The following is a 23,365-nucleotide window of genomic DNA, read 5'->3' as shown; positions in this document are numbered from 1 at the left end:
ATGAACACAGAAATCCGCACCACCGCACGGCTGACGGGGGCTGCGCTCCGCGCCCTCCTCGTCCTGACCCTGGTCTGCGGTGTCATCTACCCGCTGCTCATCACCGGAGTGGCCCAGGCCCTCTTCAACGACAAGGCCAACGGCTCCGAGATCGAGAAGGACGGAAAGACCGTCGGCTCCTCGCTCTACGGCCAGACCTACGACCTGCCGAAGAAGAACCCCGACGACCCGGAGGAGGCGCCGCGGCCGGATCCCAAGTGGTTCCAGCCCCGGCCGTCCGCGGCCGGCACCAACAGCGTGAACACGCAGTACAGCATCCTGCTCTCCGGTGCCTCCAACCTCGCCGCCGACAGCAAGGTCCTGAAAGACGCCGTAGTCGAACGCCGCCAGGCGTACGCCGAGTTGAACGGGGTCAAGGAGTCCCAGGTCCCCGTGGATGCCCTTACGGCGTCCGCTTCCGGCATCGACCCGCACATCTCCCCGGAGAACGCGGAACTCCAGGCGGCGCGCGTCGCGAAGGCCAACGGCCTGCGCGGAGCCGCGGTCGAGAAGCTGGTCAAGGACCACACCCAGGGCCGGATCGCCGGATTCATCGGCGATCCGCGGGTCAACGTCCTGGAACTCAATATCGCACTGCAGGACCTGGTCAGGAACTGATCGTGACACGAACAGCCGGCGGGAGCCGTGGGACCGGGGCACATTCTCGGCCCACGGCTCCCGCCGCGTCGTGAAGCCATGCATCGATACCTGTCACCCCGACTTCCCCGTCGGGATTCACCAGCCAGGAAGGCGGCACCAATGACCCGGGTGCTGGTGGTGGACGACGAACCACCCATTGTTCGGACCCTCGTGATCAATCTGAAGGCCCGGAACTACGTTGTGGATGCCGCACCTGACGGCACCACCGCCCTTCGGCTTGCCTCGGAGAACCGACCGGATGCCATCCTGCTGGACCTCGGATTGCCCGACATGGAGGGCATCGACGTCATCAAGGGGCTTCGCGGTCGGGTCCGTGTACCGATCCTGGTGGTCTCGGCCCGGCAGACAACTGACGAGAAGATCGCAGCCCTCGACGCGGGGGCGGACGACTATGTCACGAAGCCCTTCGCGATGGACGAGCTGCTCGCCCGGCTACGGGCCGCCGTTCGCCGCACACAGCCGGAAGAGCCGTCCAACGAGGGAGCCGTTGTCACCACCCGCTCCTTCACGATCGACTTGCACGTCAAGAAAGCCAGGCGAAAAGGCCGGGACGTTCGTCTGACACCGACCGAATGGCACCTGCTGGAAGTACTGATCCGCAATCGTGGTCGGATGGTGAGCCAGAAACAGCTGCTCCAGGAGGTGTGGGGCCCCTCCTACCAAAACCATGCCCACTACCTTCGTGTCTACATGGCACAACTTCGACGCAAGCTCGAAGCCGATCCCTCGCACCCCCGACACCTCATCACTCACCCAGGTATGGGCTACCGCTTCGAGTTGTGAGGCCTGAATTCTCTCCGCGGCGACAAGGTCCAAGGGGAAGTGGGCTCCGCAGCCGGACAGTCGACAACAGCCGGACATTTCTCACCGAATGTATGGGGACCATGGCACGCGGCAAACTAAGGATCTACCTCGGCTCGGCACCAGGTGTGGGCAAGACCTACGCCATGCTGTCCGAAGCGCACCGCCGTGTGGAGCGAGGCACGGACTGCGTTGTTGCCTTCGTGGAATGCCACAGCCGACCCCGTACCGAAGTGATGCTGCACGGGCTGGAGCAGGTGTCGCGGCATGAACTGGAGTACCGGGACGCCGCCTTCACCGAAATGGATGTGGACGCAGTCCTCGCCCGCAGTCCGGCCGTGGCGCTGGTCGACGAGCTGGCGCACACCAACGTGCCCGGCTCGCGCAACGAGAAGCGGTGGCAGGATGTCGAGGAATTGCTCCGGGCGGGTATCGACGTTGTCTCCACCGTCAACATCCAGCACCTGGAGTCGCTGGGCGACGTGGTCGAGACCATCACCGGTGTGCGGCAGCGTGAGACGGTCCCCGACGAGGTCGTGCGCCGCGCCGACCAGATCGAGCTGGTCGACATGTCGCCCCAGGCGCTGCGCCGCCGCATGGCGCACGGCAACATCTACGCCCCCGACAAGGTGGACGCGGCCCTGTCGAACTACTTCCGGCCCGGCAACCTCACCGCCCTGCGCGAACTGGCCCTGCTGTGGACCGCGGACCGGGTCGACGCCTACCTCCAGGAGTACCGCAGCGAGCACGACGTCTCGACGATCTGGCAGGCCCGCGAGCGCATCGTCGTCGGCCTCACCGGCGGACCCGAGGGCCGTACGCTCATCCGCCGCGCCGCCCGCATGGCCACCAAGGGCGCCGGCGGGGAGATCCTGGCCGTGTACGTCTCCCGCAGCGACGGGCTCACCTCCGCATCCCCGAAGGAACTGGCCGTCCAGCGCACCCTGGTCGAGGACCTCGGCGGCACCTACCACCACGTCGTCGGCGACGACGTCCCCGAAGCGCTGCTGGAGTTCGCGCGCGGGGTCAACGCCACCCAGATCGTGCTGGGCGCCAGCCGACGCCGCACGTGGCAGTACGTCTTCGGCCCCGGCGTCAGCTCCACCGTCGCTCGGGACTCGGGGCCGGATCTCGACGTCCACATCGTCACCCATGACGAAGTCGGCACGGGGCGTGGTCTGCCGGTCGCGCGTGGCGCGCGGCTCGGCCGCTCCCGCATCATCGCCGGCTGGCTCGTCGGCCTGGCGGGGCCCATGCTTCTGGCGCTCCTGCTCAACAGCGTGGGCCAGGGGCTCGGCCTCGCCAACGACATGCTGCTGTTCCTGACGCTGACCGTGGCGGCCGCTCTGCTGGGCGGACTGCTGCCCGCGCTGGCATCGGCTGCCTTCGGGTCGCTCCTGCTCAACTACTACTTCACGCCGCCCCTGCACCACTTCACCATCGCGGACCCGAAGAACATCGTGGCCATTGTGATCTTCTTCGGGGTCGCGCTGGCCGTGGCCTCCGTTGTCGACCTCGCTGCCAGCAGGACGCATCAGGCCGCCCGGCTCAGAGCCGAGTCCGAGATCCTCTCCTTCCTCGCCGGCAGCGTGCTGCGGGGGGATACGAGCCTGGAGGCGCTGCTGGAACGGGTCCGCACGACCTTCGGCATGGAGTCGGTGGCACTCCTGGAGCGCGCGAGCGATGTCGATCCATGGACATGCGCGGGCAGAGCCGGGGATGCCCGCCCACTCGTACGCCCGGAGGACGCGGACGTCGACATGCCGGTGGGCGACCACATGGCACTGGCTCTCTCCGGCCGGGTCCTGCCCGCGCAGGACCGTCGCGTGCTCGCAGCGTTCGCCGCACAGGCCGCGGTCGTCCTGGACCGGCAGCGGCTGGTCGGCGAGGCGGCACAGGCCCGCGAGCTGGCCGAGGGCAACCGGATCCGCACCGCGCTGCTCGCCGCCGTCTCCCACGACCTGCGTACCCCCCTGGCCGGCATCAAGGCCGCGGTGACCTCGCTGCGCTCGGACGACGTCGCCTGGTCCGAGGAGGACGAAGCCGAATTGCTGGCGTCCATCGAGGAGGGGACCGACCGCCTGGACCACCTCGTGGGGAACCTCCTGGACATGTCGCGGTTGCAGACCGGCACCATGACCCCGCTGATGCGCGAGGTCGATCTGGACGAAGTGGTGCCCATGGCGCTCGGCGGTGTGCCGGAGGGCAGCGTGGTCCTGGACATCCCCGAGGACCTGCCGATGGTGTACGTGGACCCCGGCCTGCTGGAGCGCAGCGTCGCCAACATCGTCGAGAACGCCGTGAAGTACAGCCCCGGTGGCGGGACCGTCCTGGTATCCGCCAGCGCGCTCGGCGAGCGCGTGGAGGTCCGCATCGTCGACCGCGGCCCCGGCGTCCCCGACCCCGAGAAGGACCGCATCTTTGAACCGTTCCAGCGGTACGGCGACGTGCCGCGCGGCAGCGGCGTCGGGCTCGGCCTCGCGGTGGCCCGGGGCTTCACCGAGGCCATCGGCGGGACGCTGGCGGCCGAGGACACCCCCGGCGGCGGCATGACCATGGTGCTGACCCTGCGAACCACCGTCGGCCACCCTCCGGGCGGCCCTGACCTTCCAGCCACGGCCACCCCATGAGGGCAACGCCGCGTACGCGCAGCTGACTTGAGGAAGTACCGCGTGACAGCCCCAGGCGCTTCAGCCGACGTGGACGCGGGGCCGGCGGTCCCGTTCCGGCTCGGCTTCCCGCAGCACCTCGCGGGTCACCGGCGCCACCTCGCCCTGTCCGAAGAGGAAGAACTTCACGAAGTGGGCGAGGGGGCTGCCTTCGGTCCACTCGAAGTAGATGTGCGGCCGCTGTCCGGTCGCATCGCGGACGTGCAGGAGCAGGGCGGCGAGGGCGTTGGGGACGGTTGAGCTCTCCAGGGTCAGGACGCGGTACCGGTCGTGGAGCACAGCGCCGTGCACCTTCAGGTCGGACTCGAATTCCGACGGATCGCCGACGGTGACCTCGACGAACATGAGGTCGTCCTCCGGCGGGATGTCGTTGTCGGACCGGATCTGATGGAGCTTGTCGCGGTACTCGGCAGCGTCGCGTGCGTCAGGCTCGTTGGCGATGAAGCGGATCCTGCGGTGGGCGGTGTCGCGTACGAAGCGCTCGGCCATGTCGTCGAGGGTCACGCTGGTGACGCGGAGTTCGAAGGCCCGCCGGACCCGTGACAGCAGGGAGATGGCGATGATGCCGGCGATGAAGCAGGCTCCGATCTGCACGCCGTCGGGCCGCTCGATGATGTTGGCGCCGGTCGTGTAGAGGAACACCGCCGAGATGACCCCGAAGGCGTTGGTCCAGCCGCGCTGGTTCGCCCTCCGCGCGGCGATGGTCACCGCGATCGCGGCGGACGTGATGAGGACGAGGACACCGGTGGCGTACGCGCCTCCCTGTGCGTCCACATCGGCGTCGAACAGCCAGGTCACGAAGAAGGCGATGAAGGTGAAGACGAGGACCATCGGGCGGACGGCCCGCGCCCATTGCGGAGCCATGCCGTACCGGGGCAGGTAGCGGGGCATCAGGTTCAGCAGTCCCGCCATGGCGGAGGCGCCGGCGAACCACAGGATGGCGATGGTGGAGATGTCGTAGACGCTGCCGAAGCCGTTGCCCAGGTACTCGTGGGCGAGGAAGGCCAGGGCGCGCCCGTTGGCCTCGCCGCCGGGGTCGAACCGGTCCTGCGGGATGAGGACGGTCGTGACCACGCTGCTGCTGATCAGGAACACACTCATGATGAGTGCGGCTGTGGTCAGTAGCTTCCTTGTGCCCTCGATACGGCCCTTGGGCCGTTCCTCGGTGTCGCCCGGTTCGCCCTCGACGTGGGGCATGACCGCGACGCCGGTCTCGAATCCGGACAGGCCGAGGGCGAGCTTGGGAAAGACCAGGAGGGCAATGCCCACCATGGCCATCGGACTGCCGTGTTCGGCCGTGAGCGCGTCCGCCCAGTCGGGGACGACATGCGGCTCGGTCGCCACATGCCACAGGCCGACGCCCACGACCACGACGTTCAGGATCAGATACACCCCGACGAGTACGACCGCGATGCCGACGGCCTCGGTGAACCCCTTGAGGAACACCGCGCCCAGCAGCGCGATCAGGATAAGGGTGATGAACACGTTCCGGCCGTGCAGAGCGTCGGCCAGTTGCGGGTTCTCCACGACGTGGGCGGTGGCGTCCGCCGCGGACAGGGTGATGGTGATCAGGAAGTCGGTCGCGGCGAAGCCCAGCAGCACCAGGACGAACAACTTGCCCTGCCAGAACGGCAGAAGCCGCTCCAGCATGGAGATCGAGCCCTGGCCGTGGGGACTCTCCTCCGCGACCCGGCGGTACACCGGCAGCGCGCCCAGCAGCGTCACCAGGACGAGCACCACGGTGGCCACGGGGGACAGCAGCCCGGCTGCCAGGGCTGCGATGCCGGGCTGGTAGCCCAGCGTTGAGAAGTAGTCCACGCCGGTCAGGCACATCACCTGCCACCAGCGGTGCCGGCGCTCCCCATCGGCGGGCTGCGCATGCGGTCCCGGCTGCTGCTTGGCCCTGTCGGCCAGACCTTCGAGCAGCCAAGCGCGGAAACGCTGCTGCGCCGGTTTCCCTGAGCCCGGTCGGGTGGAGCCGGCCACGGTGAACTCCTGTCGTACAACGGTGCGGACGTATCTGGCGAAGGGCGGGTTGGCTACGGATCAGCGTCCCGATGCCCCGTCACCTCCGTTGAGTCCGCACCCGGGGGCGGTGTCGCAACGCGGTAACCCTCCAGGCAGGTCAACGGTGCAGGAAGCCGGCGCGCGACGTTCGGTACCACGCGCCGGCCCGCCGCCGCACTTCGCTTCCGCCGTCCAGCTTGGGTGGAAGCGCTGGGCATTGAACCGACCCGGAACTCCCGGCGCGCCGCATGCACCCAATCGGGGCAGCGTTCGTCAACGAGGCGTCAAGGGTTACGGATCTTGCGCCAGGGATTCGTCAATGCTCGTCGACTCCCCCGGAGGGAGACGGTTCCCTGGCCGAGTGGGATCTCCGGCGCCGACGGCGGAGTCTCCCGGTTTCACTCCCTCACTCAGCGGCCTTGCAGGCCCTCCCCGTCAGGTGGTGTCCATGTCCAAGCCGACCTATGCGGGCATTCCGCTTCTGGCGCGCGCCGTTCGCGTATTGGTGGCCAGGCGGGGTGAGCACCGGTGACCGCCGAGAACGTCGTCGGAATCATCATCGCCGTCTGCCTGGTCGGATATCTCATCCTGGCCCGGATCTTCCCGGAGAAGTTCTGAGGGGCACGGCGGCGCTCCCGGCTCGCAGATACCTCAGACGTGCCGGCTCGCAGATACCTCAGACGTGCCGGGAAGACAGCCGGCGATATGCCGTGCGTGCCGTGAGGAGCCGGGCGATAGCCGTGCCGAGCAAGGCCGCGCCGAGCAGCACGCCTAGGCGCACCATGTCGTCGGCGCCGCTCCATGTGAGGTCGCCCTTCAGGTTGACGACGAACCCGTCGAGGAACAGCCAACACACAGCCGCCGTACCGGGGGCCGCCATGGCACGCGCGGGCGCCCCGAGACTCAGGACCCCGGCGAACACACTGAAGATCACCAGTGCCGTCGCCGGGTCGTGGATGACTCCGACGGCCCCTAGGAGCGGCAGCATCAGGAAGGAGCCGAAGAAGGCCGCCGCCCAGACCACAGGGGTGGGAGCGGCATCAGGCACGGGGCGGATGACGCGGTGCTGGAGCCGCATTTCGGTGATCACACGGCCTCCCTGAAGGGCTGCCGACAGGTCCCGTCCGCCGGCTTCATGTCCAGCCGACTACGAGCGCACCAGGGTCGGTAGATGTCTTGACGTATCCCGAGCGCTCCGGCCACCTGTCTTGATACGGCTTTGACGTGGCCTGCCCCTGACGGCGACCTCACCCCACACCGGGGATGAACCGCACGACGAGCAGGTCGATCAGCTTGATGCCGATGAAGGGCAGGACGAGTCCGCCGAGCCCGTAGATGCCGAGGTTGCGGCGGAGCAGGGCGTGGGCGGAGGACGGTGTGTAGCGGACGCCACGGAGAGCGAGCGGAATGAGGGCGATGATGATCAGAGCGTTGAAGATGATGGCCGAGGCGATCGCCGAGGTCGGGCTGTGCAGGCCCATGATGTTGAGGGTGTCCAGGGCCGGGTAGGCGGAGGCGAACATCGCCGGGATGATCGCGAAGTACTTCGCGACGTCGTTGGTGACGGAGAAGGTGGTCAGCGCTCCTCGGGTGATGAGGAGTTGCTTTCCGATCTCGACGATCTCGATGAGCTTGGTCGGGTTGGAGTCCAGGTCCACCATGTTTCCGGCCTCCTTGGCGGCCGAGGTACCGGTGTTCATCGCCACGCCGACATCCGCCTGCGCAAGGGCCGGAGCGTCATTCGTCCCGTCACCCGTCATCGCGACGAGCTTCCCGCCGGCCTGCTCTCGCTTGATGAGCGCCATCTTGTCCTCGGGGGTGGCCTCGGCGAGGAAGTCGTCGACCCCTGCCTCCTCCGCGATGGCCCTGGCGGTCCTCGGGTTGTCGCCGGTGATCATGACCGTACGGATGCCCATCCGCCGTAGCTCGTCGAACCGCTCGCGGATGCCGCTCTTGACGATGTCCTTGAGGTGGACGACGCCCAGGACCCGCGCACCGCTCGCATCGTGCACGGCGACCAGCAGGGGGGTGCCGCCCGAGGCGGCGACGGTGTCGGCGAACCAGCGAGCCTCCACCGGTACGCTGCCGCCGCGTTCGCCTACCCAGCCGATCACCGAGGAGGCGGCGCCCTTGCGGATGCGGCATCTGGTGCCGTCGCCCCATACGAGGTCGACGCCGCTCATCCTGGTGTGTGCGCTGAACGGAACGAACTGTGAGTACTGCAGCTCATCTTCGGCCGGAGCGCGCAGGCTGAAGCGTTCCTTGGCGAGGACGACGATCGAGCGGCCCTCCGGCGTCTCGTCGGCGAGTGACGCCAACTGCGCGGCATCCGCGAGCTGCACATCAGGGATTCCGGGGACGGGGACGAAGCCGGCGGCCTGCCGGTTGCCGAAGGTGATGGTGCCGGTCTTGTCGAGCAGCAGGGTGTTCACATCGCCCGCGGCCTCGACCGCCCGCCCGGACATGGCCAGCACGTTGCGCTGCACCAGCCGGTCCATGCCCGCGATACCGATCGCGGAGAGCAGGGCGCCGATGGTCGTCGGGATGAGCGCCACGAGCAGAGCGACCAGCACGGTCGTGGACTGCTCGGCACCGGCGTGGACGGCCATGGGCTGGAGCGTGACGACAGCGAGCAGGAAGATGATCGTCAGCGAGCAGAGCAGGATGTGCAGGGCGATCTCGTTGGGGGTCTTCTGCCGGGTGGCGCCCTCGATGAGGGCGATCATCCGGTCCATGAAGCTGTGGCCCGCCTTGGCGGTGACGCGGACGACGATCCGGTCGGACAGCACGGTCGTACCGCCGGTGACCCCTGAGCGGTCGCCGCCCGACTCGCGGATGACGGGGGCCGATTCGCCGGTGATCGCCGACTCGTCCACGGCCGCGATGCCGTCGACGACTTCTCCGTCCGCCGGGATGAGCTCCCCGGCCTCGACGAGGACGAAGTCGAACAGTTGCAGCTTGGCGGCCGAGACCGCCTCGGTCTCGGCGAACTCCAGGTCCATACCGACCCACCACGATCGCAGCCGCAGGGTGACGGTGTCCGTACGAGCCTTGCGCAGCGATGCGGCCTGTGCCTTGCCGCGGCCTTCGGCGACGGCTTCGGCGAGGTTGGCGAAGATGACGGTCAGCCACAGCCAGCAGCTGATCAGCCAGGTGAAGACGCTCGGGTTGATGACCGCGGAGAGGGTGGTCAGGGCCGAGCCGACCTGGACGACGAAGAGCACCGGGTTCTTCACCATCACCCGGGGGTGCAGCTTGCGCAGCGCCTCGGGGAACGACGTCATGAGCCGGACGGGATCCAGCAGACCGCCTGGTACAGGGCGGTGGCCGCGGTCCGCGGGATCGGCGCTCCGATGCGAGGAGCTTTCCTTGACGCTGGGCGGAGTCCGGTCGGTGGTGGTCGGTGTGGCCTGGTCAGGGGCCGGAGGCAGCATCAGAGGGACCTTCTGGGACCTTCGCGGGCCCGGCCGGCGGCGTGCGAGGGCCGGGCGGGCGGTGGATGGGTGGTGAGGCTGAATGAGGTCCGTCGGCGATGGGTGGTTCCACCACCGACGGACCGAGCGCGGGCACGAGAGAGCCCCGGAGGTGCCCGCGCTCCCGCCGTGTCGGCGGCGAAGGTCCGTCCCGGGGGCGTGTCGGGTCCGGGACGGGGACTTCGCGGTTCGGGCTTGGGGAGTTGCCCGGACCTGGGCCTTCCGGTGGGCCGTGGCCAGTGAATCTAGGCGGTGATCGCGGTGGGTGGCGCACGAACTCCGCATCATTTGCGGGTTTCTGACGGCCCTTCGGACGCCGTGTCAGGGTGGCGTCAAAGAGTGGTGACCGGCCGTCAGGAGCGTGTCAGGACGTCCGCCCGGACGCACCTGGTTCGGACAGACTTGCGGAAACGGGGGTACGGACGGCCTGTCCGTGGTGCGGGGTTGGAGGGCGCGTACGAGGTCCGAGACCAAGACCGCCGGAACGTCGCACAATCCGGGCGTGGGGGCCCGGCTGTTGCGGACACGCACCACGGCCGCGTCGTCCTGAACGGGGGACGGGCCCGAAGGGCCTCCGGTGGGTGCCGGGCGCGCGAGCCCGGACGGAGGCCGCGGCCCGGCGGGGCTCGGACGGCGCCGGCAACTGGCGTCCGTCCGGGCCCCTTTCGCACTCTTGTCCCGGACGGGGAGCCCCTGCCCGGCCGGTCACGCCTCAGTGCGCGCGTCTGTCCACGTCGACCGCGTAGCTTCCCGGGGTTGGGCGATCAATGCCAGGGCGCCGAGTGCTCGGCCTCCCCATCGAATGCCCTGCCCGCAACGTCCCTTAACGTGTTCGCATCGCCGGCACGGCACTAAGGTGAAACGGTGACCACCCTGCCGGAAGACCCGTCGCCACGGATCAGCGAAGACGACCGCGACACAACCGTGCAGCGCCTGCAGGAGGCGTACGCCGAGGGGCACATCTCGCACGAGGAGATGGACGAACACCTCCACCAGGCGCTCACCGCCAAGACGCACGCGGAACTCGTGTGGGCCGTGGCCTCGCTCCCGGCGGAGAAGCCGGGCACCACGTCCACGATCGGCGCTGCCGGCGGACGGATCCAGCGGCGCGGCGCATGGCGGGTACCTCGGACCCTCAAGGTCGAGTCCGCATACGGAAGGGTGCACCTGGACCTCTCCCGAGCGCTCATCGAACATCCGGTGGTCGACATCGAGTTGCAGCTCGGTACCGGTCGGGCCAGGATCACGGTGCCTCGCGACGCGATCGTCGACATCGAGGGTCTGCGCACCGGGTGGAAGGACCCGCGCTACAAGCCCCGGCGGCCCTCCCGCCCCGGCGGGCCGAGGATCCGGATCTCCGGAGCCATGGAGTTCGGACGGTTGAAGATCCGCCACGCGCGGCGTTGACGCCCCCTCCGGCACCAGGACAACCCGGTCGGCAGTACTTCGTCCCCGCGCGCACTATGGGCGACCTCCGGATACGCCTCGCGCTCCTCGACTTGGACGCTCAGACCACGAACGTCGTCCGGCCCAGCGGCAGTTCGGGAGCGGTCCGGCCCCCTCATGCCCTGGCAGCACGTGGCAGAGCTGAGCTGTACGACGTATCGCTCCACTCCATCAGGCAGGAGCCACGAACACATGCTGAGCCCCACGGCAGAACGAAGCGATGGAGTGTCCGATGGTCCGCCCCACCTGGACCGTCGTGCGAACTCCAGGGCGGCAACCGGGCGGCGAGCAGGTCGAGCCGAACGACGGCCGGGCGAGACAGGCCGTCCATCACGCGGATGGATGCGGCCGGCTTCAGGCTGTAGAGGCGCCCCTCCCTCGACGTCAGCGTCGCGTCAGAGCAGGCAGGCGTGAGCGTCAAGCATGCGTCAGGACCGTGGACCTTTCCCTGGCCTGCGGGAATACCTTCGGTGCAGCGCCCCCGGCAACCACGCCGGGACGGCGCAGTCGTCTTCCTCGAGGAGGAAAGCCATGTCTGCGTCCGAGCATGCAGAGGACCCCGAGCCTTCTGAACCCGTCCCGGCCGGACCTCTCTTCGTACCTGTCCGGTCGGGACCCACGGGCTGCACAGCCCGGTTCTTCCGCACCCCCCTGGGCGGCCGCACGGCCGTCGGCTTCACGTCCGAGGAGAAGCTCTCCTCCGCGCTGGGCAGGGACCAGGCCTGGATCAGGCTCTCGGAGCCCGCCCTGCACGCCCTCGCCGCACCGCTGGGCGTCACCGCGCTCACCTTGGACCCGCAGCTCTCCGCCCCCGCCACTGTCCGCGCCGAGCCGGCGTTCGTACGTCGAGGTCCCGCGCACGGGTGGCAGGACGGGGACTCGCAGCACTTCGGCGTCCTGCGGGTGACCCGTGCTGCGGCTGCCGTCCTGTGCCTGAACCTGCTCATCGGCTGAGGGGAGCACCATGTCCATCTCGCTTTCACCGGATCCGGCGGCGCCTGCCCGGCCACCGGATGACACCGAGGGCCTGTCCGTCTGGCCCTCCTCCGCCCTCCCTACGACCGATGGGGATGTGACCGTCGGCGGGGTGTCCCTGGCCGGGACCGCCGATCGCTTCGGCACTCCGGTGTACATCCTGGACGAGGACGAAGTCCGGGACCGCTGCCGCGCCTACCGCGCCGCATTCCCCGACGCCGACGTCGTCTACGCGGCCAAGGCCTTCCTGTGCCGCGCCGTCGCCCACTGGGTCATGGAAGAAGGCCTGGGCCTGGACGTCTGCTCCGCGGGAGAGCTGGCACTCGCCGTGACCACCGGGTTTCCCCCTGAGCGGATCGTGATGCACGGCAACGCCAAGAGTCCCGAGGACCTCCTCACCGCCGTCCGGGTGGGCGTCGGACGCATCGTCGTCGACAGCACCTCGGAGATCGCGCGGCTGGCGGCGATCGTGCCCCCGGGCACCCGCCAGCAGATCATGGTCCGGGTGGTGCCGGGCATCGCGGCAGGCGGGCACACGAAGGTGCGCACCGGCACGGACGACCAGAAATTCGGCCTGTCCATCGCGGACGGCTCGGCCCAGCACGCCATCGCCAAGATTCTCGGCCAGCCGCACCTGGAACTCGTCGGTCTGCACTGCCACATCGGCTCCCAGATCGCGACCGTCAAGCCGTACGTGGCGACCGTCCGCCGCATGGTCGGCCTCATGGCCCGCATACGGGACCAACACGGCCTCGCACTGCCCCAGTTGGACATCGGCGGCGGACATGCCATCGCCTACCGGCCGGGCGAGGACAGTCTCGACCTTGCTGCCCTGGCCGAACGGGTCCTGGCCGAGCTCGAGGACGGCTGCGCCCGCGCCCGGTTGCCCGTGCCACGGCTCACCATCGAGCCGGGACGCGCCGTGATCGGAACTGCCGGGGTGGCCGTCTATCGCGTGCTGGCCGTCAAACGCACCGGCGAGCGCATCTTCGTCGCCGTCGACGGCGGCATGAGCGACAACCCCAGGCCCGCGCTGTACGGCGTCCGGTACGCCCCACGGCTCATCGGCCGCTGCTCGGCGTCCGAATCCCGTCCCGTCACGGTGGTGGGCCGGCACTGCGAAGCGGGCGACGTCCTGGCGGACGGGGTGCCGCTCCCGGGTGACGTACGCCCCGGCGATCTGCTCGCGATCCCGGCCGCGGGCGCCTATCACCTGTCCATGGCCTCCGGCTACAACCTGGTCGGCCGGCCGCCGGTGATCGCCGCGGTCCGGGGCAACGCCCGTGTCCTCGTACGCCGCGAGTCGCTCGAGGACATCAGCCGCCGCGACATCGGTCTGTAGGCCGCAGGCGCGCAGCGGATGTGCCCTCCGCCGGACTCACGGCGGAGGGCACCCTCAATGACCTGGCTGTCAGGAAAGCGTCAGAAGCCGTCGATCATTCTTGATTCGGGTTCGTGACCGTACTTCCATGGGATCCGTGAACAGCGGTCTGCGCCATGACGACCGGCCACCGAGTACGGTGCCGCCGGTCCTGCGCGCTGCTCATGTGCCGGTGCGGTGACGCGCCGCTCTCCCGCGGCCGCTTGACGGTGGTCGCCTCTCTCTCCGTACGCCTGCCGCGCTGACGGCCGTACGTCCTCCATCACACCCTTCGCGCGTCCGACGCAGCTTCTCCTGCCCGCAGTAGGGGGAGTTGGTGTGGCCGTGCCCGTTATCAGGATCGAAACCATGTCTTCTTCTTCCCTGTCCGGACGGACCGTGCTGGTCACCGGAGCCACCAGCGGCATCGGCTGGGAGACCGCGCGGCAGCTGGCCGAGCGCGGCTCCACGGTCCTCGTCCACGGCCGAACCGCCGAGGAGGCGCAGGCGGCGACCGACCGGCTGATCGCCACCGCTGGCATCAACGGCACCCAACTGTGTGCCGTCGGCGCGGACTTCGCGCGACTGGAGGAGGTCGAGCAACTGGCTCACCGGGTCGTACAGGAGCACCCGCACTTGGACGTCCTGGTGAACAACGCGGGGATGGCCGCTCCCGAGCGGCACACCATCACCGCCGACGGCAACGAGATCGCTTTCCAGGTCAACTTTCTGGCGCACTACCTGCTCACCTGCCTGCTGGAGCCGGCGCTCACCAGCGACCCGGGCGGCCGCGTCGTCAACGTCTCGTCCTCGCTCCACCGCACCGCATCCATCCAGTGGAGCGACCCGAACCGCGTCCGCCGCTACTCCCGGCTCGCCGCCTACGCGCAGTCCCAGCTGGCGCTCACCGTCTTCGCCGCCGATCCGCGCGTGACGGCCGTCTCTGTCCACCCCGGCATCTGCGACACCGCCCTGCTGCCGCTCTACAGCCACGAGGGCGCCTCGCCCGCCGGGGGCGCGGCCCACGTAGTGCGGCTGTGCAACCCGGCCGTGGAGATCGTCAACGGGGCCTACTACGACCGCGCGGAACGCGTCGCCCCGGCCGCGTCCGCCACCGAGGACCGCACCGTCAAGCGCCTCAACAGGCTCGCCGACCTGCTGGTCCGCCAGAACGCCTGAGAACCCCGACCCACCGAGCGACATACGGAGAGATCGTGTCGAAGCGCGCCCGTAAGAAGAAGGCACGCCGGAAGAAGAAGGCCAATCACGGCAGCAAGGCCGGTCAGCGCTGAACCCGCGCAAAGGGGGCGGCCCGTTGGGGCCGCCCCCTTTGCGCTCAGCTCCGCTAGAGCCTGAATCTCAGTCGGCAGATCACGGCGTCCGTGTCGCGGCGTACGGCGTGCGCGACCACCGCGCCGCGCTGGTTCTGCAGTACGCGCTGCCACAGGCGGGCCGGCTCGACCTCGGGGATGAGGACGGTGATCCGGGTGTCCGGGTGGGCGGCGGACAGTTCGCGGACGTACGCGGTGATCGGGCGGCCGAGCGTACGGCGGGCCGAGTCCAGCTGCACCAGCGGAACGCCCGGGTTCCACAGCGCCCAGTCCATCTCCAGCGCGTCGGTCTGGGCACGGTCCTCGGCGTCGGCGTGGCGTACGGTCACCGCGCGCACCTCGTCGCCGAGCGAGACGGCCGCGGTCAGTGCCTCGCTGGTGAGCCGGTTCAGTGAGGAGACGGGGACGATGACCAACGAGCGGTCGCGGTGCGGCGGTTCGGGGATGCGTCCGACGCCGAGGCGCTTGCCGATCCTGCCGTAGGCGCGGTGCGCGATCTCGAACGCGACGACCAGCAGCGGCAGGGCGACCACGACGAGCCAGGCTCCGTCGTGGAACTTGGTCGCCGTGACGACGACCGCGCTGACGCCGGTGAGCAGCGCGCCCAGCCCGTTGAGCAGTGCCTTGCCCGCCCACTGCGGGCCGCGCACCTGACGCCAGTGGATGACCATGCCGGTCTGGGCGATGGTGAAGCCGATGAAGACGCCGATCGCGAAGAGCGGGACGAGGGTGTTGGTGTCGCCGCCGGAGAAGACGAGCAGCAGGGCGGAGACGGCGGCCAGGGCGAGGACGCCGTGGCGGTGGACCTGGCGGTCGGCCTTCAACCCGAAGACGTGCGGCAGGTAGTTGTCGCGGGCCAGCAGCTTGAGCAGGACCGGGAGGCCGCCGAAGGAGGTGTTGGCGGACAGCGCCAGCAGCGTCATCGTGGTGAACTGGACGAGGTAGAAGCCCAGATTGTGGCCGATGGAGGCGTCGGCGAGCTGCGCGAGGACGGTGACGCCCTCGACCGGCTGCAGCCCGAAGCGGGAGATGAGCACGGACAGGCCGATCAGCATCACGCCGAGCAGGGCGCCCAGCGCCACCTCGGCACGCTGGGCCCGACGGGCGGCCGGTGCCCGGAACGACGGAACGGCGTTGGCGATGGCCTCGACGCCGGTCAGCGCCGAGCAGCCGGAGGCGAAGGCCTTCAGCAGGAGCAGGGCCCCGACGGTGGTGGCGTTGTCGGCGAGTACGGAGGCGTGGCCGGCGGCCGCCTCGGTGGAGGCCGGTGCGTCGCGGAAGAGGCCGACCGCGATGAGGACGAGGATCGAGCCGATGAAGATCACGGTCGGCACGATGAACGCGCGGGCGGAGTCGACGATCCCGCGCAGATTCACGCCGGTGACCAGGACGAGCACGGCCAGGCACAGCCACAGCCGGTCGTCGTACAGGGCAGGGAAGGCGGAGGTGAGCGCGGCGACTCCGGCGGTGACGGCGACCGCGACGTTGAGGACATAGTCCAGGACCAGGGAGGCGGCGGCGACCAGGCTGGTGCGTCGGCCCAGATGCGCCTTGGCCACCGCGTAGCTGCCGCCGCCGTCGGGGAAGGCGGCGATCACCTGGCGGTAGGAGGCCACGAGCACTGCCAGCAGGACGGCGATCGCCACGGTGACGGGGAGGGTGAAGCCGAGCCCGTAGCCGCCCGCCGCGGCCAGCACCAGGACTATCGCCTCGGGCCCGTACGCCACCGAGGCCATCGCGTCGAGCGAGAGCGCGGCGAGGCCGGTAACGGCGGTGAGCTTGTGACGTGCGCCGGAATCGGGCGGCTCCCCAGCGCTGGGCGCGGTCTCCGACTCGGTGGTGACGATGGTCATGTGGGTGTGGCTCCTTGTGAGACGAGTCCACCCAGCGTGTGACCGGAATTCCACCGACGCACTCGGCCCATACGCGTTCCTGGCGCGACCCGGAGAAGTCCATACACACTCTTGACGGTTGCGAATGCGGCGCTGGAGGACTGGACCGGCCCCAAAGCGTGTGGAACAGCGGCGAGCCGAAAGGTATGCACCGCCGCTGGATGAGGCCGTCGTCCAGGTCTCCGGCAGGAACGCAGCCGACAGTTCCTGTGTGCACCCGCAGAACTACGCTGGAGCGGTGAGGGGCGCACCGTCGCAGAGAGCATCGACGGGTCTCCCTGGTAGTAGACGCAGGTGTTGAGTCACTCGGAGGTCAGCGGCCCGCCCTCCCGCTGCTGCCTCACCTGCGTTCGGGGAGCGGTCCTCGGTTTGGAGGCGCGGCCGCGCATGTGGGAAACGATCACCGCGCGTGTGGGAAGCATCCTCAGAGGGGCGTTTGCGCCCCTGGTCAGCCCTACTCGTGAACACCCCGTCAGGGCGAGCAGGTCCCCGAACGACTTCTCACCCTCGCTCCGCGGCGTCCCCTTGCGGATGTAGAAGGTGGTTCCGGCGGGGCGCAGTTCCACGATCCTGTCGAGGTCGGGGGTGGCGCACACGCTCTGATATCGCCGGGCGAGTCGATCGTGCCGGCGGTCGGGCCGTTGCCATTCGATGCAGCGTGGGCGGTCCCATGACGCGTTCGTCGTCGTGGACCAGTGCGGCGGCATCGGGTGGCTGGCGATCAGGCCGGGACGGAGGCCTCTTTGGGGTTGGGACCGTAGGCGTTGGTGCCGGGCTGGCTGTCCTGGAGGGCGAAGACCAGGATGATCAGCTCGCCGATGCCCGGGAGGAGGAGGAAGAAGGCCCAAACGCCGGAGCGGCCTGTGTCGTGCAAGCGACGGCAGATGAGGGCGAGGGTGGGCAGCAGGATGATGAGGCAGTAGGTCGTGAAGAGGAAGGGGCCGGTATCGGCTTCGATGTCGGCTATGTACACCACTGCGGCGAGGCACGCGCTGAGCAGGCGGAACATCCAGTAACTCTTGCGGCGCGCCCGTCCTCGGAAGTTCAGGGCGTTCTTGAACGGGTCGATGTACCAGTGCATGGTGGGATCTTTCATTCCAGAGGTGGGGGGTGTGGGGGTGTGTGGGCGGCAGCGGCGGTGGCTGTCGGCTGCTTCCCTGAGCACCGCGGGAGCCTGCCGTCCCACGAGCCGTGCGGGGTGAGTCCCCCGGCCCGGTAGGAGTCTCCGGATCGGCCACCTCACTCGTGGGGGAGGGGGAACCATCCGAGGTGCGTGTCCTCCAATAAGGAGGGAGCAGTGGCGGCGCATCGGAGCGCTCACTGCCACGCAGACCCCGGCCCCGGGTCCGCGGACAAAGGTGCCTGCGCTTTGCGTTGGGCCGCGCGTCTCCGCAGAAGGGCAGTTGGGCACATGCGATGCAAGACCGCGGGCCGGTCTGTGAACGCGGCACCGCGGGTCCCCCCGGTCCGCGGAGTCCGGGCAACGCGCCCGCCCGCACAAAGTCCGCGCCTCGCGCCCATCCGCGCGAAGGTCGTGCCGGGGTACGTACGTCAGCCGGCGAGCGCGGCCTTCTCGGCAACGAGGTTCTCCAGCGGCGATGGGCGCGCCATGGAGGGTTCGATGGCGACCCACAACTGGTGCGAGTCGAAATAGGCCTGGATGTACGAGGCGCGGTCGCCGCGCAGCACGATCTTGTCGACGACCGGCCACGACGTGGCCTCTCCGGCCACTGTCGCGTGGACGGTCGAGTCGATGTAGAGGGTGTCGCCGCGCGCCGCCCAGCCCTCGGGGATCAGATGGATGTCAGGGACTCCGGCGAGCACGGTCTTCATATAGCCCTCGACCTCGTCCCTGGTGAGCGGCCTCGGCATTCCGGGGTGCAGCAGGGTGGCGTCCTGGTGGTAGAGCTCCGGGAAGCGTTCGGCCCGGGGTTTCGCCCAGATTTCGGTGAAGTGCTCTACGAAATGCTCGACATGAGTCGGCATGCGGCCTCCTGTGGTTCCTCCGACGCTCACGCCGGCCACATGACCGACGCCCTGCACGTTACATACGGGCTGTATGTGAGGTCAACGGCGGAGTGTGCGGATAATGTGCCGGTGATGAGTTCCCAACCGAAGAGCCGACGGGCCGAGGCGACCGAGGCAACCAGGGAAGCGCTGGTGGAGGCGGCACGCGAGCTGTTCGCTGAGCGCGGCTTCAGCGCTGTCTCGACCGAGGAGATCGTCCGTAAGGCCCGTGTCAGCCGCGGCGCCCTCTACCACCACTTCACGGACAAACAAGACCTGTTCCGGGCCGTGTTCGAGCAGGTGGAGCTCGAACTCGTAGAGATCTTCACCGCGGCGCTCACCGATGACGACCTATGGGCCGGAGTGATCGCCTGCGTGGAGGCATTCCTCGACGCCTGCGCCGCGGACCGGACCGTGCAGCGGATCGTCCTTCTCGAGGCGCCCGCCGTGCTGGGCTGGTCGGAATGGCGCGAGTTGGATGCGAAGTACGGCCTCGGCATCATCGTCGGCGCCCTCGACGGGCTGATGGACCGCGGGATCCTGGAGCGGCGGCCCATCCGGCCGCTCGCCCATATGCTCCTCGGCGCTCTGAACGAGGGGGCCATGCTGGTCGCCCACGCTCCGGACCAGGCCGCGGCGCGGGCCGAGGTCGCCGAGAGCTTCATCTACTTGGTGGAGCGGCTCCGCCTGCCGTCCGCCTGAACCCGGGCCCTGCAGAACCATGTTCGCAGCGCGGGTCCGAGTGCACGCAGCCTCGGCAGGGACTCGGCTCACCGCCGTGTCGGCCGGCGTGGTCACGGTGCGTGCCTCCCTGAGGGGCGGCCGGCATGTGAATGAGGCCGCTCGCCAGGCCCATCGGGCCGCGGTGGCGAGGGCGAACCAGCGGCTGCTGTGGCCGGCAGTCGCCCGATCTCTCGCCGTTGTTGTTTCGCGGTCGGCCGTCTGAGCGCGGAAGCCTGCCGGTAGCGCTCTCGTGGGCACCGCGGCTTCCGTGGTCCTCACGGTGCTGACTCTGTGCAAGCTCTACAGGCCTGGCACAGGTTCATGGAAAGGCCGGGCACCAGCGGGCACCCCGCTCACCGCAGTCCAGCCTCCACCGCGTGCCGAACTCGCGGCGGCGAGCGCCCAACAGGTCGGACAGGAAAGGGCCGAGGTGGACGGATCGATGCCAGACAGGCAGGCACGCGAAGGTCCGGGCGCAGAGGTTGAGCTTCGTCGGCAACCCGCGCCGGCAACCCGGGAGCCTCATCTCTCCTCGACCCGACCTCACGCCAACTCCCCCCGGCGGTCAGCTGGCTGGAAAACGCTCAGTGCCCCAACAGGGGACGAGACACACGGCAAGATGGCCCGCTGTGAATGCTGAGGGACGCGGTCGAGGGCCAAACGGCGTGGGCAGGCAGTATTTGCTGCTGATGGTGCTGGGGACACTCGGAGCACTGGCCCTGACTCGACATTTCGAGTTGGGTACGGCCGCGACAGCAGCCACGCTGTTACCCACCTTTGCTCCCGCCTACCTGACTTGGAAGGCCTTCCAGCACGATCGCGCCGAAGCCGCCGCCGTGGATGTGGAGAAGGTTGCCAGCCAGCTCGCGCAGGCGGTGAAAAGGCAGTGGGACGACGAGGCCGCAATTCGCCGCTTGAACGACCCGTATCCCTTACCGGTCGCCTGGCGGGCGGCCGATGCGGAGTTGGTCGAGCCCTGGTCCCGGCTGGCCGAGCTGGTCCGAGCCTGGCCCGGTGGGCCGCCAGGTGATCCCGGCCAGTGGCCGGCGGACGCTACGGGGCTGGCGGGCGCTGATGCGCAGATCGGCGAGGTCTTCTCCCAACGGGTGCCCACCCGCCGCCTGGTGCTCCTGGGTGAGCCCGGCTCCGGCAAGACCGTACTGCTGATCCGGCTCTTGCAGGATCTGATCGAGCGGCGAACCAGTGACGGAATGGTGCCCGTGCTGTTCTCCCTCTCCTCGTGGGACCCCGCCCACCAATCCCTGGAGGGCTGGCTGGCCCAGCAGTTGCGGCGCAGCTACCCCGGCCTGTGTGCTCCCGCTCCGGTGGTCGCACCCGGGGTCGATCAGGGGGTCGACCTGGCCCAAGCCCTGCTGGATGCCCGGCGGATCCTGCCGCTCCTCGACGGCTTCGACGAACTTCCTCCCGCCTTGTACACCGTGGCTCTCGATGCCCTCAACCAGGCCATGCCCGCGAAACAGCCCCTGGTTGTGGCCAGTCGGACCGCCGCCTTTGACACCGCCTTGACCCGGCCCGATGCCATGGTGAGACTCAATGGCGCCGCCGGCATCCACCTGCTGCCACTCACCGCCGACCAGATCGCGGCCTATGTGCACCGTGACGCAGGGGGCCGGCACACCCCCGCTGCCGATCGCTGGAACACGGTGATCGCCCACCTGGGCACCGACACCCCCGTAGGGCAGTCCCTGAGCACTCCGCTGGGCCTGTTCCTGGCCCGCACCATCTACAACCCCCGCCCGCACGCCCGGGCCACACCCGCCCCCATTTCCCACCCGGGCGAACTGTGCGACACCGCGGCCTTCCCCACCCGGACCGCACTCGATACCCACCTGTTCAACGGCTTCATACCCGCCGCCTACAACCGCCATCAGCCCAACCCGCCCCGCTGGCCGGCACAGCAGGCACACCGCACCCTGGTCTTCCTCGCTCGGCATCTGGAGGCTCATCGCGGAGGCGGCCCCGATCTGGCCTGGTGGGAGCTCGCGTACGCCTTCCCCATGTACGTTCGTCATCTCGCGCTCGGGCCGGTGTTCGGGCTCGTGTTCGGGCTCGCGGGGGGTTTCGTGTTCGGGTTCTCGGACGGGCTCCTGGAGGGGCCCGCGGACGGGTTCGCGTACGGGTACATGGGCGGACTCGCGGACAGGCCCTCGGGCGGGCTCACGACCTGGCTGGCGGTCTTTCTCACGGTTGGGCTCGCGGTTGGGCTCATGGGCCGGGACGCGCGGCGGAACAGCCAGAGCACACGACCGCACCGGTCCTCCAACTCGCTGGCGATCGGACTCACGTTCGGGCTTGCTGTCGGGCTCGCGATCTGGCTCGCCTTCGGGCCCCTGGACCGGCTCGCGGTCAGGCTCGCGGACGGGGCCCCGGTCGGGGTCGCACGGGGGGTCGCGGTCGGGCTCGTGTGGGGGCTCACATCCTGGCTCGCATTCGGGCTCGTGTTCGGGCTTGCGTTCCGGTTCGCGTTCTGGCTCCTGAGCCGGGACGCGCAGCGCAACACCGGGAACACACAGCTGCGCCGCTCATCCAACTCGCTCACCGGCTGGCTCGCGGCCGGCATCGTGGCCGGGCTCACGGACGGCGTCGTCGTCGGGCTCACGGACGGACTCTCGGACGGGTTCGCTGTCGGGGTCGCAGGCGGGTTCATGGGCTGGCTCGCAGTCGGTCTCATGGGCCCGGGCGTACGGCGGGGCACCCCCAGCGCACGGCTGCGCTGGTCATCCAACTCCCTGGCGATCGGGCTCGCCGCCGGGTTGGCCGTCTGGCTCATGGGCTGGCTCGCCGCCGGGCTGGCGTACGGGCTCGCGTACGGCCTTGTCGGCGGACTCATGTTCGGACTCACAGCCGGACTGACATCGGAGAATCCTGACCTGACCACCGCGGTCGGACCGGTCGCGCTACTCACCCGGGACCGCCGCGTCTTCTTCGTAGTCGCGCTCACAGGCGGACTTGTCGGCGGACTCGCCTACGGACTCGCGGACGGGCTCGCATACGGGCTTCCGGACGGGCTCGCCTACGGACTCGCGGTCGGGCTCGCGATTGGACTCGTAGTCGGGCTCGCCATCGGGCTCAAGCGCACAGCATGGGTGGACTTCGCGGTCGCCAGGACCTACCTGGCGGCGCGTCGCCGAGTCCCATGGCGCCTCATGACGTTCCTTCAGGACGCGCACGAGCATCGCGGCGTGCTACGGCAGGTGGGGGCGGTATACCACTTCCGACACATTGACCTGCAACGCCATCTCGCCCGGCAACCCTGGCCGCCGACCACCTGACACACCGCGATCGCGCCTCACGGCCCCTGCCGATCTTGGCGTCCGGTGGTCGGGCCGGCCGTGCGCTGGGGCGTGGGTCTCGCGCAGATCGTGGCGCAGCTCGGTCCGGGCGGCCGCCAAGCCAGAGGGCGATGACGGGGCGGCTACCGCGACGATCGGTATGAACGACAACCCCACGCCGAATCCGCCCAGCCCTCCGGTCTACCCGCCTCCCCTGACCAGCCCCTGATCTGCCGACCGCCGATGTGGCCGGTCCTCTGCTGCGCCTCCTGGCCCACTGTGACGGACCCACGCGGGCGCCATCGTGATCGCTTCCGCCGCCTGACCTACAGCAAGTAGTGGGCGTGGCGGTCACGAAGCGGCTCGGTGCCGTGTTGGACTGGGCAGAGTGCTGATCATGGTGGTGCCCATCCGCGTCGTGGCATGGGACATACCTGGGCGGTCCTACGGCATGACATTGAGGAGACGGAGGCAGCCCGTGGCGGACGCGCGAAACGACGAGCGGCTCGCAGGTCGCCTCGTGGCTGTGGCGGCGCTGGGACTGGTGCTGATCGTTCCGCCGTTGCTGGCGCAGTTCGATCGCACGGACCGGGTCTTCGGCGTCCCGGTTCTCTGGGCCTACCTGTACATCGTCTGGGCCGTCGTGATCGGCCTGGTCGCCGTCATCGGCGGCAGATCGAGGTAGCGCC

Annotated in this window: 17 protein-coding genes; 11 read left to right on the top strand and 6 right to left on the bottom strand. The window is 69.3% G+C overall.

Annotation, left to right across the window (positions count from 1 at the left end; genetic code table 11):
- The 3 genes from kdpC to ACGFNH_RS30800 all read left to right on the top strand — a co-directional run bounded on the left by kdpC (position 1) and on the right by ACGFNH_RS30800 (position 4,130).
- Complete coding sequence (gene kdpC / locus ACGFNH_RS30810; protein ID WP_393659357.1) at positions 1-657, top strand: potassium-transporting ATPase subunit KdpC; 657 nt, start codon at positions 1-3, stop codon at positions 655-657.
- A gap of 141 nt (positions 658-798) precedes the next feature.
- Positions 799-1,482 carry a response regulator gene (locus tag ACGFNH_RS30805; RefSeq protein ID WP_393659355.1) on the top strand — a complete coding sequence of 228 codons (684 nt, stop codon included), beginning with the start codon at positions 799-801 and terminating at the stop codon, positions 1,480-1,482.
- Positions 1,483-1,583: 101 nt separating this feature from the next.
- Positions 1,584-4,130: an ATP-binding protein gene (locus ACGFNH_RS30800; protein WP_393659424.1), complete on the top strand. Its 2,547-nt coding sequence runs from the start codon at positions 1,584-1,586 to the stop codon at positions 4,128-4,130.
- A 60-nt stretch (positions 4,131-4,190) separates the two neighbouring features.
- On the opposite strand, the gene ACGFNH_RS30795 is transcribed toward ACGFNH_RS30800, so the two are convergent.
- Positions 4,191-6,155: an amino acid transporter gene (locus ACGFNH_RS30795; RefSeq protein ID WP_393659353.1), complete on the bottom strand. Its 1,965-nt coding sequence runs from the start codon at positions 6,153-6,155 to the stop codon at positions 4,191-4,193.
- A 549-nt stretch (positions 6,156-6,704) separates the two neighbouring features.
- Between ACGFNH_RS30795 and kdpF the strand changes: the two genes are divergently transcribed.
- The gene (kdpF, locus tag ACGFNH_RS30790) at positions 6,705-6,794 is read left to right on the top strand and encodes a K(+)-transporting ATPase subunit F (RefSeq protein WP_393659351.1); all 90 of its coding nucleotides are present in this window, start codon (positions 6,705-6,707) and stop codon (positions 6,792-6,794) included.
- A 58-nt stretch (positions 6,795-6,852) separates the two neighbouring features.
- Here kdpF and ACGFNH_RS30785 read toward each other — a convergent pair whose 3' ends face one another.
- Both ACGFNH_RS30785 and kdpB read right to left on the bottom strand, forming a co-directional pair.
- Positions 6,853-7,266: a hypothetical protein gene (locus ACGFNH_RS30785; protein ID WP_393659349.1), complete on the bottom strand. Its 414-nt coding sequence runs from the start codon at positions 7,264-7,266 to the stop codon at positions 6,853-6,855.
- A 157-nt stretch (positions 7,267-7,423) separates the two neighbouring features.
- Positions 7,424-9,610, bottom strand: a complete 2,187-nt coding sequence (kdpB, locus tag ACGFNH_RS30780; RefSeq protein ID WP_393659347.1) for a potassium-transporting ATPase subunit KdpB — start codon at positions 9,608-9,610, stop codon at positions 7,424-7,426.
- 903 nt (positions 9,611-10,513) lie between these two features.
- On the opposite strand from kdpB, the gene ACGFNH_RS30775 reads away from it, so the two are divergent.
- From ACGFNH_RS30775 to ACGFNH_RS30760, 4 genes are all read left to right on the top strand, one after another.
- Positions 10,514-11,056, top strand: a complete 543-nt coding sequence (locus ACGFNH_RS30775) for a DUF1707 domain-containing protein (RefSeq protein WP_393659345.1) — start codon at positions 10,514-10,516, stop codon at positions 11,054-11,056.
- A 570-nt stretch (positions 11,057-11,626) separates the two neighbouring features.
- A complete protein-coding gene (locus tag ACGFNH_RS30770) occupies positions 11,627-12,049 on the top strand; it encodes an SAV_915 family protein (RefSeq protein WP_393659343.1) in 423 nt (140 codons plus the stop codon).
- A gap of 10 nt (positions 12,050-12,059) precedes the next feature.
- Positions 12,060-13,412, top strand: a complete 1,353-nt coding sequence (gene lysA, locus ACGFNH_RS30765) for a diaminopimelate decarboxylase (RefSeq protein ID WP_393659341.1) — start codon at positions 12,060-12,062, stop codon at positions 13,410-13,412.
- 387 nt (positions 13,413-13,799) lie between these two features.
- Positions 13,800-14,609, top strand: a complete 810-nt coding sequence (locus tag ACGFNH_RS30760; RefSeq protein WP_393659339.1) for an SDR family NAD(P)-dependent oxidoreductase — start codon at positions 13,800-13,802, stop codon at positions 14,607-14,609.
- 166 nt (positions 14,610-14,775) lie between these two features.
- Here ACGFNH_RS30760 and ACGFNH_RS30755 read toward each other — a convergent pair whose 3' ends face one another.
- From ACGFNH_RS30755 to ACGFNH_RS30745, 3 genes are all read right to left on the bottom strand, one after another.
- Positions 14,776-16,614, bottom strand: coding sequence for an APC family permease (locus ACGFNH_RS30755; RefSeq protein WP_393659337.1), 1,839 nt, complete (start codon positions 16,612-16,614; stop codon positions 14,776-14,778).
- 760 nt (positions 16,615-17,374) lie between these two features.
- Positions 17,375-17,734: a DUF805 domain-containing protein gene (locus tag ACGFNH_RS30750; RefSeq protein WP_393659335.1), complete on the bottom strand. Its 360-nt coding sequence runs from the start codon at positions 17,732-17,734 to the stop codon at positions 17,375-17,377.
- Positions 17,735-18,204: 470 nt separating this feature from the next.
- On the bottom strand, positions 18,205-18,639 hold the full coding sequence (locus ACGFNH_RS30745; RefSeq protein WP_393659334.1) for a nuclear transport factor 2 family protein: 435 nt from the start codon (positions 18,637-18,639) through the stop codon (positions 18,205-18,207).
- Positions 18,640-18,753: 114 nt separating this feature from the next.
- On the opposite strand from ACGFNH_RS30745, the gene ACGFNH_RS30740 reads away from it, so the two are divergent.
- From ACGFNH_RS30740 to ACGFNH_RS30730, 3 genes are all read left to right on the top strand, one after another.
- Positions 18,754-19,362 (top strand): TetR/AcrR family transcriptional regulator, encoded by a 609-nt coding sequence (locus ACGFNH_RS30740; protein ID WP_393659332.1) that lies wholly within the window; start codon positions 18,754-18,756, stop codon positions 19,360-19,362.
- 686 nt (positions 19,363-20,048) lie between these two features.
- On the top strand, positions 20,049-22,676 hold the full coding sequence (locus ACGFNH_RS30735; protein ID WP_393659330.1) for an NACHT domain-containing protein: 2,628 nt from the start codon (positions 20,049-20,051) through the stop codon (positions 22,674-22,676).
- Between the two features lie 478 nt (positions 22,677-23,154).
- The gene (locus tag ACGFNH_RS30730) at positions 23,155-23,361 is read left to right on the top strand and encodes a hypothetical protein (RefSeq protein WP_393659328.1); all 207 of its coding nucleotides are present in this window, start codon (positions 23,155-23,157) and stop codon (positions 23,359-23,361) included.
- Positions 23,362-23,365: the final 4 nt, after the last annotated feature.

The sequence above is a fragment of the Streptomyces sp. NPDC048639 genome, assembly GCF_043199075.1.
Taxonomy (GTDB): Bacteria; Actinomycetota; Actinomycetes; order Streptomycetales; family Streptomycetaceae; genus Streptomyces.
The sequence above is the reverse complement of the archived record's forward strand: the minus strand, read 5'-3'. Positions and strand labels throughout refer to the sequence as shown.